This is a genomic window from Embleya sp. NPDC020886 (assembly GCF_044333915.1).
In the GTDB taxonomy this organism is placed as follows: domain Bacteria; phylum Actinomycetota; class Actinomycetes; order Streptomycetales; family Streptomycetaceae; genus Embleya.
Genome location: NZ_JBIRRX010000015.1, coordinates 22,443 through 37,929 on the forward strand (window position 1 = coordinate 22,443; position 15,487 = coordinate 37,929).

Sequence of the window (15,487 nt, forward strand, 5' to 3'; positions counted from 1 at the left end):
TGTAAGGCGGTCAATGGGGGCCGGCGGCGGGTTTTCGGCGTTGGCTGGGCACATGAAGCTCGACATCCGCTTGCCGGACCCGCCCGCCGGGTTGCGCCGCGGTCCGTTCCGGGCCGGCGCGTTTCGCGGCGCACTGCACGATCCGCGTACCACCGTACTGGTCGGCCGGCTGCTCGGCCTCGCCTTCCTGATCTGCTTTCTGACCGGCTTGTTCAGTCATCTGCTCCAGCATCAGCCGCACTGGCTCGCGCTGCCGTCCCGGCCGGTGTGGGGGTATCGGGTCACCCAGGGGCTGCACGTGGCGACCGGGATCGCGGCGGTGCCGCTGCTGCTGGTGAAGTTGTGGGTGGTCTATCCGCGGCTGTTCGCCTGGCCGCCGGCGACGTCGGTCGCGCACGCGCTGGAGCGGTTGTCGATCGCGGTGCTGATGATGGCGGCGATCTTCGAACTGGTCACCGGGCTGCTGAACATCGTGCAGTGGTATCCGTGGCCGTTCCCGTTCGTGCCGGCGCACTACTGGATCGCGTGGGTGGCGGCCGGGGCGGTCACCCTGCACGTCGCGGTGAAGCTGCCGCTGATCCTGGCGCACTGGCGGCGTCCCCGGGGCGTCGCGGCCGAGCACGAAGGGCCCTCGCGACGCGGCCTGTTGACCGTGTTGGGCGGCGGCGTGGGCGTGGTCACCCTGGCCACCGTGGGACAGACGGTGACTCCACTGGGGCGGGTGTCGGTGCTGGCGCCGCGGCGGGCGGACCTCGGCCCACAGGGCCTGCCGGTGAATCGCACGGCGCGGGCGGCGGGCGTGTTGACGGCGGTCCGCGATCCCCAATGGCGGCTGGAGGTGGCCGGGCCGAGGCCGTTCGCGCTCACCCGCGCCGAGTTGTTGGCGATGCCGCAGCACGAGGCCACGCTGCCGATCACGTGCGTCGAGGGCTGGAGCGCGTCGGCGCACTGGTCCGGCGTGCGGATTCGGGACCTGATGGCCCGGGCGGGCGCGCCGCCCGGGGCCCGGCTGCGGGTGTTCTCGCACGAACTGTTCAGCCCGTACTCGGTGATGGACATGCCGGACGAGTGGGCGCGCGACTCGCTGACCCTGTTGGCGTTGATGCTGGAAGGCGCGCCGCTGGCCGAGGACCACGGCTACCCGGCCCGGATCATCGCGCCGAACCGGCCGGGCGTGCTCCAGACGAAGTGGGTCGACCGGATGGAGGTGCTGGGATGAGCACGGCGATCGAGCCCGAGCCGGTCCGGCCGCGAACCGGGCGCACGGTGAACGCCGTTCGACTCGTGCTGGGCGCCGCCGGGCTGGCGGGCATCGGCTGGGGCGTGGCGGGCACCTGGGACGACCCGTTCCTGACCGCGCGGGTGGGGCTGGCGAAGTGGTTGGTCGGCGGATTGCTGCTGCACGACGCGGTCTTCGCGGTCGCGGTCTTCACCGTCGCCGCGCTGACGATGCGGGTGCGGCCGGGTCCGCCCGCGTGGGTGCGACGAACCGTCCTGGGCGGCGCGGCGGTGGGGGTGGTGGGCACGCTGATCGCCCTCCCGGCGCTGCTGCGCCCGCTCCCGACACAGAACCCGTCGGTGCTGCCGTTGGACTACGCGCGGGGCCTGGTCATCGTGTGGACGGCGGTCGGGGTGGGGACGGCGGCGGTGCTGGTATTGCGCGGGGCGCGGCGGCGGGGGCGGGGCGGGGGTTGATGTGGTGGGGGTGGGGTGAGGTGAGTTGAGGGCGGGTGGGGGTGGGGTGTCGAACGAGGCGGCTCGGGCGCGGCGGTGTGCGGGGGCACGGCGGTGTGCGGGGGCACAGAGGTGCGCGGCGTGGCCGGGATACGGGTTTGGGTGCGGAGTGCGGTGAGGGTGGCGTTCGGAGGTGGCGCTCCGATTCGAGTGTGAAGTGCGGCGCGAGTGGGGCGCGGGGCCGCGCTCCCGTTCGGGTGGGGAGCGCGGTGAGGGTTGGGCTCGGGGCCTGCGCTCCTGTTCGCGTGCGGAGCGCGGCGACCGGTGGGGCTCGGAGGTGGCACTCCGGGGCGCGGTGAGGGCGGGGCTCGGAGGTGGCGCCCCGGGACGGGCGTGGAGCGCGGTGACGGTGGGGCTCGGAAGTGGCACCCCGAGGCGCGGTGAGGGCGGGGCTCGGAGGTGGCGCCCCGGGGCGGGCGCGGAGCTCGGCGACGGTGGGGCTCGGAAGTGGCACCCCGAGGCGGGCGCGGAGCTCGGCGACGGTGGGGCTCGGAAGTGGCACCCCGAGGCGGGCGCGGAGCGCGGGGGTGGCGCTCCGGGGTGGGTGTTGGTGGTTCAGGGTCGGCGGAGGGTGGCGAAGGCTCGGTTGGGGTGGGTCCAGGTTTCGGTCATGGTGAAGTGGTGGGCGCGGGCCAGGACGCGTAGGGCCGGGGTGCCGATGCGGGCCCAGCGGAACGCGCCGCCGTGGCAGCCGTGGTCGTCCTCGACGCGGGCGGCGAAGCGTTCGTGTACGTCCTGGGCGTCGGTCTCCACCACGAGCAGGCCGCCTGGGGCGAGCAGGCCGTGCATGCGGTCGAGCAGCCGGCCGGGGTCGCCGCCGATGCCGATGTTGCCGTCGGCGAGGAGCGCCGCCGCCCAGCGACCCTCGCCCGGCAGCGGCTCGAACACCGACCGGCACAGCGCGGTGGCGCCGGCGGCCAGGGCCCGCGCGACGGCGGCCGGCACCGGGTCGATGCCGAGCGCGGTCACTCCTCGGCGACTCAGGGCCGCGGCCAGTCGACCCGGGCCGCAGCCGACGTCCAGGGTGGGACCGGTGCATCGGGCGAGCATGGTGTCGTCGGCGATGTCCGGGTCGGCGCACCAGCGGGCCAGTTCCAGGCGTTGTCGACGGTGGCCGTGGCGGCGTACGTAGAGCGCTCCGCCTTCGCGCAGGGCGACCGCGTACGGGTCGGTCCCGGCGCCCGCCGGCCCGTCGGCCGTCGTACCGGCCCGCGTGGCCGCCGGGAGGTCGGCCGTGCGATCGGGTTCGCGCACCAGGGTCATGCGTACACCTCCCCGCCGAGCAACGCGCGGGCCACGCCGGCGCAGTGCGAGTCGGGGATGTCACGGGTGACGGCGGCCAGGTCGGCGACCGTGTCGATGTCGGTCAGGGTGGGCAGATCGCGGACGGTCAGCCCGGCGGCGAGCAGCCGCGCGCGCTGGATCGCGCCGGTCCTCGGCACCGACATCGGCACGCCGGGAAACACCGACGGGTCCGGCTCGCGCAGCCCGATCGCCCAGAATCCGCCGTCGGTCGCCGGGCCGAACCACGCGTCGGCGGCCGACCAGTCCACGGTCAGCAGTTCGGGAGTGATCTGCGGGGTGTCCATGCCGACCAGCAGGGTCGGCCCGGTACAACCGGCGAACGCGGCGGCCAGGCGCAGATCCAGGCCGCCGAGCCCCTGGGGCACCACGTCGAAGCCGGCGGGCAGCCACGGTCCGGGCTCGCCGGCGAGCACCAGTACGCGCCGGCGGGCGGGCGTCGCCAGTACGGCCGCGAGCGTGTCGGTGAGCGCGGCCTCGGCCACGGTCGCGGCCTGGTCCGGGGTCAGCGGCGGGGTCAGCCGGGTCTTGACCCGACCGGGCAGCGGCGCCTTGGCGATCACCACGAGGGTGCTCATGCGGGCCGCCCCGCGCGGGCGAGCACGGCGCTCATGTCCCGAACCGCGGTGACCGTGCCCCGGACCGTACCGGTGACCTTCGAGCGGCCGGAGCGCGGCAGATAGCGCACGTCCACCTCGGCGATCCGCCAGCCGGCGTCGGCGGCGCGGACCACGGTCTCCAACGGATAGCCGGAGCGGCGATCCACGACCTCCAAGGCGAGCAGGTCGACGCGCCGGGCGGCCCGCATCGGCCCGAGGTCGCGCAGCCGAGTGCCCGTGCGCCCGCGCAACCGCCGAGCCAGGACGGCGTTGGCCAGGCGCGCGTGCGGCGGCCAGGAACCCAGGGTCTGGGGGCGGCGGCGGCCGAGCACCAGATCCGCGGCGCCGGCGAGCACGGGGTCGGCGACCTCGGGCAGTTGGCCGGGGTCGAGCGACGCGTCGCAGTCGCAGAAGCACACGACCGGCGCGGTCGCCGCGAGCAGCCCCGCGTGGCAGGCCGCGCCGAACCCGCGCCGCTCCTCGACGACCACGTGGGCGCCGAACGAGCGGGCCAGTTCGGCCGAGCCGTCGCGCGAGCCGTTGTCCACGACGATCGGGCGATATCCGGCGGGCATCCGGGCCAGCACCCACGGGAGCGCGTCGGCCTCGTCGAGGCACGGCAACACGACGTCCACGCGGGGCACGGCGGGAGGCGTTTCGGAGTGCGTTCCGGACGGCATCTCGGAAGGCGTTCCGGAAGATGTTCCGGAAGACGTGTCGGAGGTCGTTCCGGAAGACGTCTCGAAGGTCGTGCCGGGAGGCGCGGCAGGATGCTCGGCGGGAGGCGTGGCGGGATGCGCTGAAGAGGCTTCCATGCGGCTCACGCTAGATACGCACCAGCCGCATACCCAGGCATGACGTGCTTACGGAGTGCTGACGTCGCAGCGATACGGCCATGTGGGTTACGGCCCTCTTACGGATCGACCGCCCGCCGGAATCGTCCCCCTTCGCGCACCTACACTCGCTGGCATGAAGGTGCTCGTCGTCGACGACGATCCGACCGTGGCCGAGGTCGTCGTCGGCTATCTCGAACGCGCGGGGTTCCGCACGGCGCACGCCGCCGACGGGCCCGCCGCGCTCGATCTGGCGTTCGCCGAAATGCCGGACCTGGTGGTGCTCGACCTGATGTTGCCGGGCATGGACGGGCTGGACGTCTGCCGGCGGCTGCGCGAGCGCGGTCCGGTACCGGTGGTCATGCTGACCGCACTGGGCGACGAGGGCGACCGGGTGCTCGGCCTGGAGGTCGGCGCGGACGACTACGTCACCAAGCCGTTCAGTCCGCGTGAGCTCGTGCTGCGCGTGCAGTCCGTGCTGCGCCGGGTCGCGGCCCCGGCTGCGGCGGCGCCCGTACTGCCGTCGGTGTTGCGGCACGCGGACGTCGAGGTGGACGTCGCCGCCCACCGGGTGCTTCGTGCCGGTCGCGAACTCTCGCTCACCGCACGCGAGTTCGACCTGTTGTGCTTCTTTCTCGGCAGTCCGGGCCGGGCCTTTTCCCGGGACGAGTTGATGCGCCGGGTCTGGGGCTGGGAATTCGGCGACCAGTCGACGGTGACCGTGCATGTGCGTCGGCTGCGGGAGAAGATCGAGGACGACCCGGCCGCTCCCCGACTCCTGGTCACCGTGTGGGGCGTGGGGTACCGACTGGAGGTCGAGTCCGCGTGCCCGTGAAGGATTTCGCACTGATCTGCCTGATCGCGGCGGGCAGCGGGCTCGGGGTCACCCTGCTGGGCCTGCTCGGCTTGCGCGCGCTGCGCAATCGCTCGCTCTCGGTCGCGCTGGCCGCGATGTCGATGGTCACGATAGCCGGCATGGCCGCGGGTACGGTCGGGGTCTCCCAGGCGATGTTGCTCTCCTCGCACGACCTGACCGTGGTGATGGTGGTCTGCGCGGTCTCGGCGGTGCTCGCGATCGGCGTGGCGATGTTGCTCGGCCGCCCGGTGGTGGCCGACGTACGGGCGCTGCGGGGCACCGCGCGGGCACTCGGTGGCGGCCCGTCCGGACCGCCGCACCGGATCTCGGCCGTGGCCGAACTCGCGGAACTGGGACTGGAGTTGGAGCGTGCCGGGGCACAGCTCAGCGAATCCAGGGAGCGCGAGCGGGCGGTCGAGCACGCCCGGCGCGAGCTGATCGCGTGGATCTCGCACGACCTGCGCACCCCGCTCGCGGGTCTGCGTGCGATGGCCGAGGCGCTGGAGGACGGGCTGCCGGAGGATCCGGTGCGCTACCACCGACGGATCAGGACCGAGGTGGATCGGCTCAGCGGGATGGTGGACGACCTGTTCGAGTTGTCCCGGATCCAGGCGGGCGCGCTGAAGCTGACCCTGGCGCGGGTCTCGCTCTACGACCTGGTGGCGGACGCGATGGCGGGTACGGAGGAGTTGGCCCGGTCCTGCTCGGTTCGGGTGGCGGGCGAGGACATCGCCGCGGTACCGGTCCGGGTGGACGGCCGCGAGATGTCCCGGGCGTTCACGAATCTCCTGGTCAACGCGATCCGGCACACCCCCTCGGACGGCACGGTCGCGGTCGGCGTACGCACCGCCGAGAACGAGGTCGTGGTCTCGATCACCGACGCATGCGGCGGCATCCCCGAGGAGGACCTCCCCCGAGTCTTCGACACCGGCTGGCGCGGCACCCACGCCCGCACCCCGGCCCCCGGCGGCGGCGCGGGCTTGGGCCTGGCCATCGTCCGAGGCATCGTCGAAGCCCACGCGGGACAGGTGGGCGTGGCGAACACGGGAATGGGCTGCCGCTTCGAGGTGAGACTGCCGGCGGGGTGAGGGTGGCGTTGGGGGCGGGGGCGCGCGAGGGGAGCGGGTGGGCGGTGGTCGTGGGCTGGGCCCGACACCAGACCTGAAATCGTGAGCGAAGCGAGCCGGTCAGCGGAAATGCAAGCCAAGCCCGACACCGGGGGCGAGATCGCAAGCGGAGCCAGTGGGTGGACGGTGGTCGCGGGCCGGGCTCGACGCCTGGGGCGAGGTCGTGAGCGAAGCGAGCCGGTGGGCGGCGGTCGCGGGCCGGGCCCGACACCCGACCCGAAATCGCGAACGGAGCCAGTGGGCTGACACGAAACGCAAGCCTGGCCCGACACCTCGGGCGAAGTCCGAGCGCAGCGAGTCGGTGGGCGGCGGTCGCGGGCCGAGCCCGACACCCGAGCCGTGGTCGAGAGCGCGGCGAGCCGGCGGGCCCCGGTCGCATGGCAAGCCCGACACCCAGGCAAGGTCGCGAGCGGAGCGAGTCGGCAAGCGGCAAATCGCATGCCGAGCCCAACACCGGGAGCAAAATCGCACGCGCAGCGATTCGGTAGGCCCGGCACGCGAACCAAGCCCGACACCCGACCTGAAGTCGTGAGCAAGCTGGCGGGCCGACACGAAACGCAAGCCTGGCCCGACGCCTCGGGCGAGGTCGCGAGCGCAGCGAGTGGGTAGGCAGGGAGGTCGCGGGCCGGGCCCGACACCCGAGCCGGAGTCGCGAGCGGAGCGAGCCGGTGGACCCCGGTCGTGGGCCGGGCCCGACGCCCGAGCCGAGGTCGAGAGCGCGGCGAGTCGGTGAGCGGCAATCGCATGCTGAGCCGGACACCCGACCTGGTCGCGAGCGCAGCGAGCGGGGTGGGCGGCTTTCGGCGATGCAACGCTGCTTTTTATTGGGCGCCTTCGGCGCCGGCTCGCGAGGCACCACTTTTTTGTTCCGTCGCGGGCTCCTCCACAAAAAAGTGGCCCCTCGCTCGTGACTTCGTGTCCCTTCGCTTCGCTACGGGCCACGAAGTCAACGTTCTGCGGCTCCGCCGCTCTCCGCGCTGCGCGCGTCGATCACCGGGGTGGGCCCAAGTCGGGGGCGCTGACGCGCCGGGGCGCGGCGTTGTTCGGCGGCCCGGGGGAGGCCCGACACGTTTCTGCGGCCGACCCGCCCGCCTCCTTCAGAGTCGTGGGGGTGGCGAGCCCGGTCGATCTGGGTCGTGGGTGTGGCGGGGGTGGGCGGGTGGTCAGGTGGTGGCGAACTCTGCCATTCCGTGGGTGAATTCGATCGTTGCCTGCCAACCCAGTTCCTGCTCCAAGCGGGTCGCGGAGGCGGTGATGTGGCGGACGTCGCCGAGGCGGTATTCGGCGGTGGTGATCGGGGGCGGGCCGGCGTGGGCCTCGGACAGCGCCGCAGCCATCTCGCCGACCGTGTGCGGGACGCCGGTGGCGACGTTGTAGGCGCGGAGGCCGGGGCCGGGGCGGTCCAGAGCGGCCAGGTTGGCAGTGGCGACATCGCGAACGTGGACGAAGTCGCGGCGCTGACCGCCGTCTTCGTACACCCTCGGCGGCAGCCCGGCACGCAACATCGAGCGGAAGATCGCGGCGACACCGGCGTACGGGGTGTCCAGCGGCATCCTCGGGCCATAGACGTTGTGGTAGCGCAGCGCCGTGGCCACGCCGCCGGTGGCGCGGGCCCAAGCTCCGGCCAAGTGCTCCTGGGCGAGCTTGGTCGCGGCGTACACGTTGCGCGGGTCCGGCGCGGCCTCCTCGGAGATCCGACCGGGCGTCACATCCCGCCCGCACGTCGGGCACGGCGCCTCGAACCGCCCGGCCACCAGCGCCTCGACCGGCCGAGGCCCCGGCACCACGTCGCCATGCTCCACACAGCGCCCCAGGCCCTCCCCATAGACGACCATCGAACTCGCCAACACCAACCGGCCGATGCCCGCCCGCCCCATCGCCGCAAGCAGCACCGCCGTGCCCAGGTCGTTGCACCCGACATAGTCCGGAGCGTCGTTCAGGTCCAGCCCCAGCCCGACCTTGGCGGCCTGATGACACACCGCATCCACACCGGCCAAGGCCCGCTCCACGACCACCGGGTCACGCACATCACCCCGCACCGCATCCACGCCCTCAACCGGTTCCAGGTCGAGCACCCGCACCTCGTGTCCCGCTTCAGTCAGGCATTCGACCACGTGTGTACCGATGAACCCGGCGCCGCCGGTAACCAGGATTCGCATGCCGTCCACGCTAAACACGCAGACCTCCCCAACAACCACCAACCACGCCAACGTCACTCCTTTGTAAGACCTCCCCACGCGATCACGAACCCGCCCCCCACCGCCCCCTCCACGACCTGCGCCCACCTCGTGATCGCAAGCAGCGCACGACCTTCTCCACCCCTCACACCCCCCTGTGGCATGGTCACGGAGGGGAGGATTAGTAGAAGAAGACGAAGAAGGAGGAGGAGGCGGGGAGGAAAAGGAGGGAGCAAGGAGGCAAGTCCGCTGCGGAAACGTGCCGGGCCACGCCCAGCGCGCCAGTGCCCCCGAAGTGGGTGAAACCTGTCCTCCCGTCCGGCCCACGCGCCTGTCGCCCCCACGACTGGCCAACCGTGCCCACCACCCTCGCGACTCGGGTAGGCAGGGCTCGCCGCACCCACGATCCGACTCCGCCCACTCACCACCCCCGTCCCGGCCTCCCTCCACTGCCCGGCTGCGCCCACGAGTTCACGCCCACGACTCACAGCGGCCTGCGGTTACATCCCGCCCGGCGGTCCGCCGGCAACACACGTACCCGTAGCTGCGGGATCAGGCGGAGGCGGCGGATCGGCTGCGGCAAGTGCCGGGCCTGCCCCAGGCCGCCGAACAAGGCCCGCCCGCTCCGCTCGCGACCTGGAGTCGGTTGCACCCGCTGCACTCGCGTCATGGGTGATTGGGTTCACCGGGCCCACGACCCTGATCGACCGCCCTCGCCACCCACTTCCACCCTCACGCCACGCCCACGACCCCGCTTCCGCCCTCTCACCACCCCGTCCGGGCCTCTACTGCCCGACCGTGCCCACGAGTTCACGCCCGCGACTCACGGCCGCCTGCGGTTACGTCCCGGCCCGGTGGTTCGCCCGCCCGCTCCACCGGTGACACACGTTCCCGTGGCTGCGCAACGAGGCGGGCGGGTCGGCTGCGGAAACGTGTCGGGCCTCCCCCGAGCCGCCGAACAACGCTGCCCCCCGGCGCGTCAGCGCCCCCGAGGCGAGCGAGACCTCGTGATCGACGCGCGCAGCGCGGAGAGCGGCGGAGCCGCAGAACGTTGACTTCGTGGCCCGTAGCGAAGCGAAGGGACACGAAGTCACGAGCGAGGGGCCACTTTTTTGTGGAGGAGCCTGCGACGGAACAAAAAAGTGGTGCCTCGCGAGCCGGCGCCGAAGGCGCCCAACCAGAAGCAGCGTTGCATCGCCGAACGACGCCCGCCCGCTCGCTCCGCTCGCGACCTCGGCTCGGGTGTCGGGTCGGGCCCACGACCTGGGCCCACCGACTCGCTCCGCTCACAACCCCAGCCCGAGCGTCAGGCTTGCCACACGACCCAGGGCCCCCGGCCCGCTCCGCTCACGACCCCGCCTCGGGCGTCGGGCCCAGCCCGCGACCGGGCCCACCGACTCGCTCCGCTCACGACCCCGCCCCGGGTGTCGGGCCCGGCTTGCGTTTCGCGCCGGCCCGCTCACTCCGCTCACGACCTCGGGCCGAGTCGGGTGTCCGGCTCGGCTTGCGCCCACCGCCCACCGGCTCGCCGCGCCCGAGATCTCACGTCGCGTATCGGTCCCAGCCCGCGACCGGGGTCCATCCCCTCGCTCCGCTCACGACTTCGCCCCGGGTCTCGGGCCCAGCTTGCGTTTCGCGCCGGCCCGCTCGCCGCGATCACAACCTCGGCTCGGGCTTCGGGCTTCGGGCTTGCCATGCGACCTGGGCCCCGGCCCGCTCCGCCCACGACCCCGGGTCGGACGTCGGGCCCGGCTTGCGACCGGGGTCCACCGACTCGCTCCGCTCGCGACCTCGACTCGGGTATCGGATTGGGCTCGCGCTTCGCGCCGGCCCGCTCGCTCCGCATACGACCTCGCCCCAGGTATCAGGCCACGACCTCGGCTCGGGCGTCGGGCTGCCGTCCCTGGCCCCCTCCGCTCGCGACTTCGGGGGTGTCGGGCCCGGCCCACGACCACCACCCACCCGCTCGCTCCGCTCACGACTTCAGTTCGGGTGTCGGGCCCAGCCCGCGACTTGGGCCCACCGGCTCGCTCCGCTCGCGATCTCACGTCGGTATCGGGCCCAGCCCACGACCGCCTACGCGCTCGCCGCGCCCCCGACCTCACCTCGGGCGTCGAGCCCGGCCCGCGACCCAAACAAAGCGGGCTCGCCGTACTCGCGACTCAGGCCGGTCGTGCTCGCTGCACTCATGACTCCGACCAGGCCCTGCCGGCCGCCCTCACGACTCGGATCGGTGAACTCACCGCGCCCGCGCCCCCGGCGAAGCGAGCCCGCCGCGCACCTCCCGGGTCGGGTGGGCCCGCCGCCCCCGCGACTTGGGTACGCCGTGCCGCTGTGCCCGCGACCCAGGCGGAGCCGCCGCCCTGGGCGAAGCGATCTCGCCACACCCCCGACCGGTGAAGCACGCTCACTCCCCGAGTCGAATGGGCTCGTCGCCCTCGCGACCCCGTCCAGGCCGCCCCCACGATCCACCCAAGCCGAACCCGCCGCGCTCGGTGCGTCCCCGTCCGCCCCCGACCGAGGTGCCGGCCCGCACCTGCTCGTCGGGGTCCTGCGAGACTGATGTCATGCGCATCGTTGTACTTGCCGGCGGCATCGGTGGGGCCCGGTTCTTGCGGGGCCTCAAGGCGGCCGTTCCGGAAGCGGAGATCACCGTCGTCGGCAACACCGGGGACGACATCCACCTGTTCGGGCTCAAGGTGTGCCCGGACCTCGACACCGTCATGTACACGCTCGGCGACGGCATCAACGAGGAGCAGGGCTGGGGCCGCCGCGAGGAGTCCTGGAGCATTCGCGAGGAAATGGCCGCCTACGGTGTCGAACCGACCTGGTTCGGACTGGGCGACCGGGACTACGCGACGCACATCGTGCGGACCCAGATGCTCGGCGCCGGCTACCCGTTGTCGGCGGTCACCGAGGCGCTGTGCGCACGCTGGCGGCCCGGCGTGCGACTCGTCCCGATGAGCGACGATCGGGTGGAGACGCACGTGGTGATCGACGACCCCGACAAGCCCGGGTCGCGCAAGGCGATCCACTTCCAGGAGTACTGGGTGCGACTTCGCGCCGTGCCGACCGCGCACGCGATCGTGCCGGTGGGCATCGAGACGGCCAAGCCCGCGCCCGGGGTCCTGGAGGCCATCGCCGAGGCCGACCTGATCCTGTTCCCGCCGTCCAATCCCGTGGTCAGCATCGGCACCATCCTGGGCGTGCCCGGGATCCGGGAGGCGCTGGTGGCCGCGCCGGCGCCGGTGATCGGGTTGTCGCCGATCATCGGCGGCGCGCCCGTACGCGGGATGGCCGACCGGGTCCTGGAGGCGGTCGGTGTCGAGACCGGCGCCGCGGCCGTCGCCCAGCACTACGGGCCGGGCCTGCTGGACGGCTGGCTGGTGGACACCGCGGACGCGGACGCCGTGCTCGCCGTCGAGGCGGCCGGCATCCCGTGCCGGGCCATCCCCCTGTTGATGACCGACGTCGAGGCGACCGCCGAGATGGCCCGCGCCGCGCTCGCGCTCGCGGACGAGGTGCGCTGATGGGCGCCCCGCCCCGCGGCTATTCGGTGTTCGGGGTGAGCGGGCTGCCCGAGATCGGCGAGGGCGCCGATCTGGGCCGGCTGATCGCGGACGCGGCGACGGGCCCGGACGGGCCCGGCCTGCTCGACGGCGATGTGCTCGTGGTGACCTCGAAGATCCTCAGCAAGGCCGAGGGTCGGTTGTTGCGCGGGGTCGATCGGGAGAAGGTGATCGACGCCGAGGCGGTCCGCGTGGTCGCGCGCAAGGGCCCCACCCGGATCGTGCAGACCCGGCACGGATTCGTGATGGCCGCGGCGGGCGTGGACGCCTCCAACACCCAGCCCGGCACCCTGCTGCTGCTTCCGGAGGACTCGGACGCCTCCGCCCGCCGGCTGCGCGCGGCGCTGGCCGAGCGGACCGGGGTCCGGGTGGGCATCGTCGTGTCGGACACCTTCGGCCGGCCCTGGCGGACCGGGGTCACCGACGTGGCGATCGGCGTGGCGGGCCTGGACGCGGTGGACGACCACCGGGGCCGGATCGACACGCACGGCAACGAACTCGCGGTCACCGTCACCGCGGTGGTGGACGAACTCGCGAGCGCGGCCGAGCTGGTCAAGGGCAAGGCGGGCGCCGTCCCGGTGGCGATCGTGCGCGGCCTGGGGCACCTGGTCACCGAAGCGGACGGCGCCGGCGTGCGTCCGCTGGTGCGCGGCGCCGAGGACGACATGTTCCGGCTCGGCACCCGGGAGGCGCTCGGCGAGGGCGCCCGGAACGCGATCACCGCGCGTCGCACGGTACGCGCGTTCACCGAGGAGCCGGTGGATCCGGACGCGGTGCGCCGCGCGGTGACCGCCGCGATCACCGCGCCGGCCCCGCACCACACCGTGCCGTGGCGATTCGTGCTCCTGGAGAGCGCGCTGGCCCGGATCGCGCTGCTGGACGCGATGCGCGACGCGTGGGTGGCGGATCTGCGGGCGGACGGGTTGAGCGAGGAGCGGATCACCCGCCGGATCGGGCGCGGCGACGTGTTGCGCGCCGCGCCGTACCTGGTGGTGCCGTGCCTGGTCACCGACGGTGCGCACACCTACCCGGACGCGGTGCGGGCGCGGGCCGAGCGGGAGATGTTCACGGTCGCGGCGGGCGCCGCCGTACAGAACCTGCTGATCGCGCTGACCGCGGAGGGCCTGGGGTCCGCGTGGGTGTCGTCGACGATGTTCTGTCCCGACGTGGTGCGTGCCACGCTCGCGCTGCCCGCGGGCTGGGACCCGATGGGTGCCGTCGCGGTGGGCCGACCGGCCGAGCCGCCTCGGGACCGCCCGGCTCGCTCGGCGGACGACGTGATCGTGGTGCGCTGAGCGGCACGCTCAAGCAATCCGAGCAATCCGAAGTCCAAGCACCCGAACGACCCGAACAACGCCGGCAACCCACAACCCGAAGGGTGGGCGCGTCATCGCGATCGCGATGACGCGCCCACCCTTTCGTGCACGGTCTCTGCCGCTTGGCGCTGCCGGCCCGGATTCGGCGGGCTCCCACCGCTGCCGACGTCGGGTCGTCAGCGATGTCCGGCCGATGTCCGGGGGCGTCGCGCCGCGTCAGTGGCCACCCGCCCAGGTCCCGCCGACGCTCGGCGGTGCCTGCGGGCGCGGCGGCGGGATGTGTCCGCCGCCGGGCGCTCCGGTACGACCGGGAGTCGGCGACATACCGGGGCTGTCATAGGGCGGAGGCGCGTTCTGCGGCCGGCCGGAGCCGGGGCTGCCGGGGGGCTCTACCTCGCCGCGCCAGGCACCGGTCTCGTGCCCGCGTTCCTCCACGAACACCTTGAAGTGTTCGAGGTCGCCCTTGGTCCTACCACGCACGAAGCCGAGCTTGTCCCCCACCGTCTCGACCAGGCCATCGGGGTCGAACTCCATCTGGAGCATCACCCTGGTGTGCACGTCGTCGAGCCGATGGAAGGTCACCACACCCGCCTGGTGCGGGCCGTCCACGGTCTTCCACGCGACCCGCTCGTCGGGCCGCTGTTCGGTGATCTCGGCGTCGAACTCCCGGGACACACCGGCGATTCGGGTGACCCAGTGGGTATGTGTCGGATCGATCTGGTCGATCCGCTCGACCCCGCTCATGAAGCTCGGGAACTCGCGGAACTGGGTCCACTGGTTGTACGCGGTGCGGACCGGCACGTCCACGTCGATCGAGTGCTGGACGGTCGTCACGAGCACTTCCTCCTCGTTCTCGGTGTCGGCTCCGGGCTGCGATGCAACAACAGCCAAGTCCTTCACCCAAACGGCTGCCCGAGGCCCCCGGGGGCAAACGTGGTGTCCTTCGGGCCAGGCACCGCCGGCACCGCACCCCGCGCGCCACACCCCGCACCCCCGGTCACGACACCGCCGTCACAACGCCTTTCCGACGAAGTGCCCCCGCGGCGCATACCGCGGCGCACGGCGCGGCACCTTCACCCCCGACATGCGGATCAACAACGCGGCCCGATGCCGGTGTCCCGGGTAGCCGGCCAGCAATTCGAGCATCCCGGCGTCGTCGACCGCGTGTCCGGCCAGCGCGAAGCCGATCGTCTTGGGCAGATGCAGGTCGCCCACCGACAACGCGTCCGCGTCGCCGTGCGAACGCTGCATCGTCTCGGCGGCCGTCCAGATCCCGATCCCGGGCACCAGTCGCAGCAGCCGCGCCGCCTCGGGGTGGGCCACGCCCGTGGTCGCCTCCAGCCGGCCGGCCACCCGGACCGCCTCGATCACGGTGCGCGAACGGCGCCCGTCCACGCCGGCCCGCGCCCAGTCCCAGGACGGGATCATCGCCCAGGTACGGGCATCGGGCACCACCCGCAGGCCCGTCGGCGCGGGCCCCGGCGCCGCCTCGCCGTACTTGCCCAGCAGCAGCCGATAGGCCCGGCGCGCCTCGATCGTGGTGACCTTCTGCTCCAGGATCGAGGGCACCAACGCGGTCACGACCAGCGTCGTGCGCGGCATCCGCAGGCCCGCGAACCGGCGTTCGGCGTCCCGGACGATCGTGTGCCGGGCGACGAAGGCGTCCGGGTCGTCCTCGGCGCCGAGCAGGGCCGGCAGCGCGTCGAGTTGCCATTCGGCGCCCGGTCCCCACGCGCTCGCCTCGACCTCGCCGGTCGCGGGACGGTCGATCAGCCGCAGCGTGCACGGTCCGTTCGGGGTGCGCGAGGTCCGCCACACCGAGCCGTCGGTGCCCGCGTGGTGGGTGGGGTCGCTGTGGCCGCGGCGCAGTTGACCTACGGTGAGCCGGAGGTCGAGCGGGAAACCGGGACGCCACACACGATGGAGGGCACTCGGGTGCAACGGGCTCTCCTCGCGATCCGGGTTCGGACCGCC

11 protein-coding genes and 1 pseudogene are annotated in these 15,487 nt (G+C 73.3%); 6 read left to right on the top strand and 6 right to left on the bottom strand.

Annotated elements, in window-relative coordinates:
* The first annotated feature begins 52 nt into the window (after positions 1-52).
* Both ACH4U8_RS36685 and ACH4U8_RS36690 read left to right on the top strand, forming a co-directional pair.
* Positions 53-1,219: a molybdopterin-dependent oxidoreductase gene (locus ACH4U8_RS36685; protein WP_395782593.1), complete on the top strand. Its 1,167-nt coding sequence runs from the start codon at positions 53-55 to the stop codon at positions 1,217-1,219.
* A complete protein-coding gene (locus tag ACH4U8_RS36690; RefSeq protein WP_395782594.1) occupies positions 1,216-1,695 on the top strand; it encodes a hypothetical protein in 480 nt (159 codons plus the stop codon). The genes ACH4U8_RS36685 and ACH4U8_RS36690 overlap by 4 nt, the downstream gene beginning before the upstream one ends.
* A 594-nt stretch (positions 1,696-2,289) precedes the next feature.
* Here the strand turns inward: ACH4U8_RS36690 and ACH4U8_RS36695 are convergent.
* Genes ACH4U8_RS36695 through ACH4U8_RS36705 form a run of 3 tightly spaced genes read right to left on the bottom strand, consistent with a single transcriptional unit; the run spans position 2,290 to position 4,315 of the window.
* On the bottom strand, positions 2,290-2,997 hold the full coding sequence (locus ACH4U8_RS36695) for a class I SAM-dependent methyltransferase (RefSeq protein WP_395782595.1): 708 nt from the start codon (positions 2,995-2,997) through the stop codon (positions 2,290-2,292).
* Entirely contained in the window at positions 2,994-3,614 is a 621-nt protein-coding gene (locus tag ACH4U8_RS36700; protein ID WP_379991013.1) for a DUF2064 domain-containing protein, read from the bottom strand. Before ACH4U8_RS36700 ends, ACH4U8_RS36695 begins: the two co-directional genes overlap by 4 nt.
* Positions 3,611-4,315: a glycosyltransferase family 2 protein gene (locus ACH4U8_RS36705; protein ID WP_395782596.1), complete on the bottom strand. Its 705-nt coding sequence runs from the start codon at positions 4,313-4,315 to the stop codon at positions 3,611-3,613. Before ACH4U8_RS36705 ends, ACH4U8_RS36700 begins: the two co-directional genes overlap by 4 nt.
* A gap of 289 nt (positions 4,316-4,604) precedes the next feature.
* On the opposite strand from ACH4U8_RS36705, the gene ACH4U8_RS36710 reads away from it, so the two are divergent.
* Both ACH4U8_RS36710 and ACH4U8_RS36715 read left to right on the top strand, forming a co-directional pair.
* Positions 4,605-5,303 carry a response regulator gene (locus ACH4U8_RS36710; RefSeq protein WP_395782597.1) on the top strand — a complete coding sequence of 233 codons (699 nt, stop codon included), beginning with the start codon at positions 4,605-4,607 and terminating at the stop codon, positions 5,301-5,303.
* Entirely contained in the window at positions 5,300-6,412 is a 1,113-nt protein-coding gene (locus ACH4U8_RS36715; protein WP_395782670.1) for a sensor histidine kinase, read from the top strand. The genes ACH4U8_RS36710 and ACH4U8_RS36715 overlap by 4 nt, the downstream gene beginning before the upstream one ends.
* Before the next feature lie 1,202 nt (positions 6,413-7,614).
* Here ACH4U8_RS36715 and ACH4U8_RS36720 read toward each other — a convergent pair.
* A complete protein-coding gene (locus ACH4U8_RS36720; RefSeq protein ID WP_360325201.1) occupies positions 7,615-8,610 on the bottom strand; it encodes an NAD-dependent epimerase/dehydratase family protein in 996 nt (331 codons plus the stop codon).
* Between the two features lie 2,585 nt (positions 8,611-11,195).
* Between ACH4U8_RS36720 and cofD the strand changes: the two genes are divergently transcribed.
* Both cofD and ACH4U8_RS36730 read left to right on the top strand, forming a co-directional pair.
* Positions 11,196-12,158, top strand: coding sequence for a 2-phospho-L-lactate transferase (gene cofD, locus ACH4U8_RS36725; protein WP_395782598.1), 963 nt, complete (start codon positions 11,196-11,198; stop codon positions 12,156-12,158).
* Positions 12,158-13,492: a coenzyme F420-0:L-glutamate ligase gene (locus ACH4U8_RS36730; RefSeq protein WP_395782599.1), complete on the top strand. Its 1,335-nt coding sequence runs from the start codon at positions 12,158-12,160 to the stop codon at positions 13,490-13,492. Before cofD ends, ACH4U8_RS36730 begins: the two co-directional genes overlap by 1 nt.
* A 411-nt stretch (positions 13,493-13,903) precedes the next feature.
* Here ACH4U8_RS36730 and ACH4U8_RS36735 read toward each other — a convergent pair.
* Together ACH4U8_RS36735 and ACH4U8_RS36740 are read right to left on the bottom strand one after the other, a co-directional pair.
* Positions 13,904-14,347: pseudogene (locus tag ACH4U8_RS36735) on the bottom strand (SRPBCC family protein); the annotation flags it as partial.
* Between the two features lie 177 nt (positions 14,348-14,524).
* A complete protein-coding gene (locus ACH4U8_RS36740) occupies positions 14,525-15,454 on the bottom strand; it encodes a DNA-3-methyladenine glycosylase family protein (RefSeq protein WP_395782600.1) in 930 nt (309 codons plus the stop codon).
* Between the last annotated feature and the right edge of the window lie 33 nt (positions 15,455-15,487).

Bases quoted from the DNA above. Each gene is read 5' to 3' on its own strand.
- ACH4U8_RS36720 (WP_360325201.1), bottom strand. From the start codon at position 8,610: ATGCGAATCCTGGTTACCGGCGGCGCCGGGTTCATCGGTACACACGTG.
- ACH4U8_RS36700 (WP_379991013.1), bottom strand. From the start codon at position 3,614: ATGAGCACCCTCGTGGTGATCGCCAAGGCGCCGCTGCCCGGTCGGGTC.
- ACH4U8_RS36705 (WP_395782596.1), bottom strand. From the start codon at position 4,315: ATGCCGTCCGGAACGCACTCCGAAACGCCTCCCGCCGTGCCCCGCGTG.
- ACH4U8_RS36695 (WP_395782595.1), bottom strand. From the start codon at position 2,997: ATGACCCTGGTGCGCGAACCCGATCGCACGGCCGACCTCCCGGCGGCC.
- ACH4U8_RS36730 (WP_395782599.1), top strand. From the start codon at position 12,158: ATGGGCGCCCCGCCCCGCGGCTATTCGGTGTTCGGGGTGAGCGGGCTG.
- ACH4U8_RS36710 (WP_395782597.1), top strand. From the start codon at position 4,605: ATGAAGGTGCTCGTCGTCGACGACGATCCGACCGTGGCCGAGGTCGTC.
- cofD (WP_395782598.1), top strand. From the start codon at position 11,196: ATGCGCATCGTTGTACTTGCCGGCGGCATCGGTGGGGCCCGGTTCTTG.
- ACH4U8_RS36685 (WP_395782593.1), top strand. From the start codon at position 53: ATGAAGCTCGACATCCGCTTGCCGGACCCGCCCGCCGGGTTGCGCCGC.
- ACH4U8_RS36690 (WP_395782594.1), top strand. From the start codon at position 1,216: ATGAGCACGGCGATCGAGCCCGAGCCGGTCCGGCCGCGAACCGGGCGC.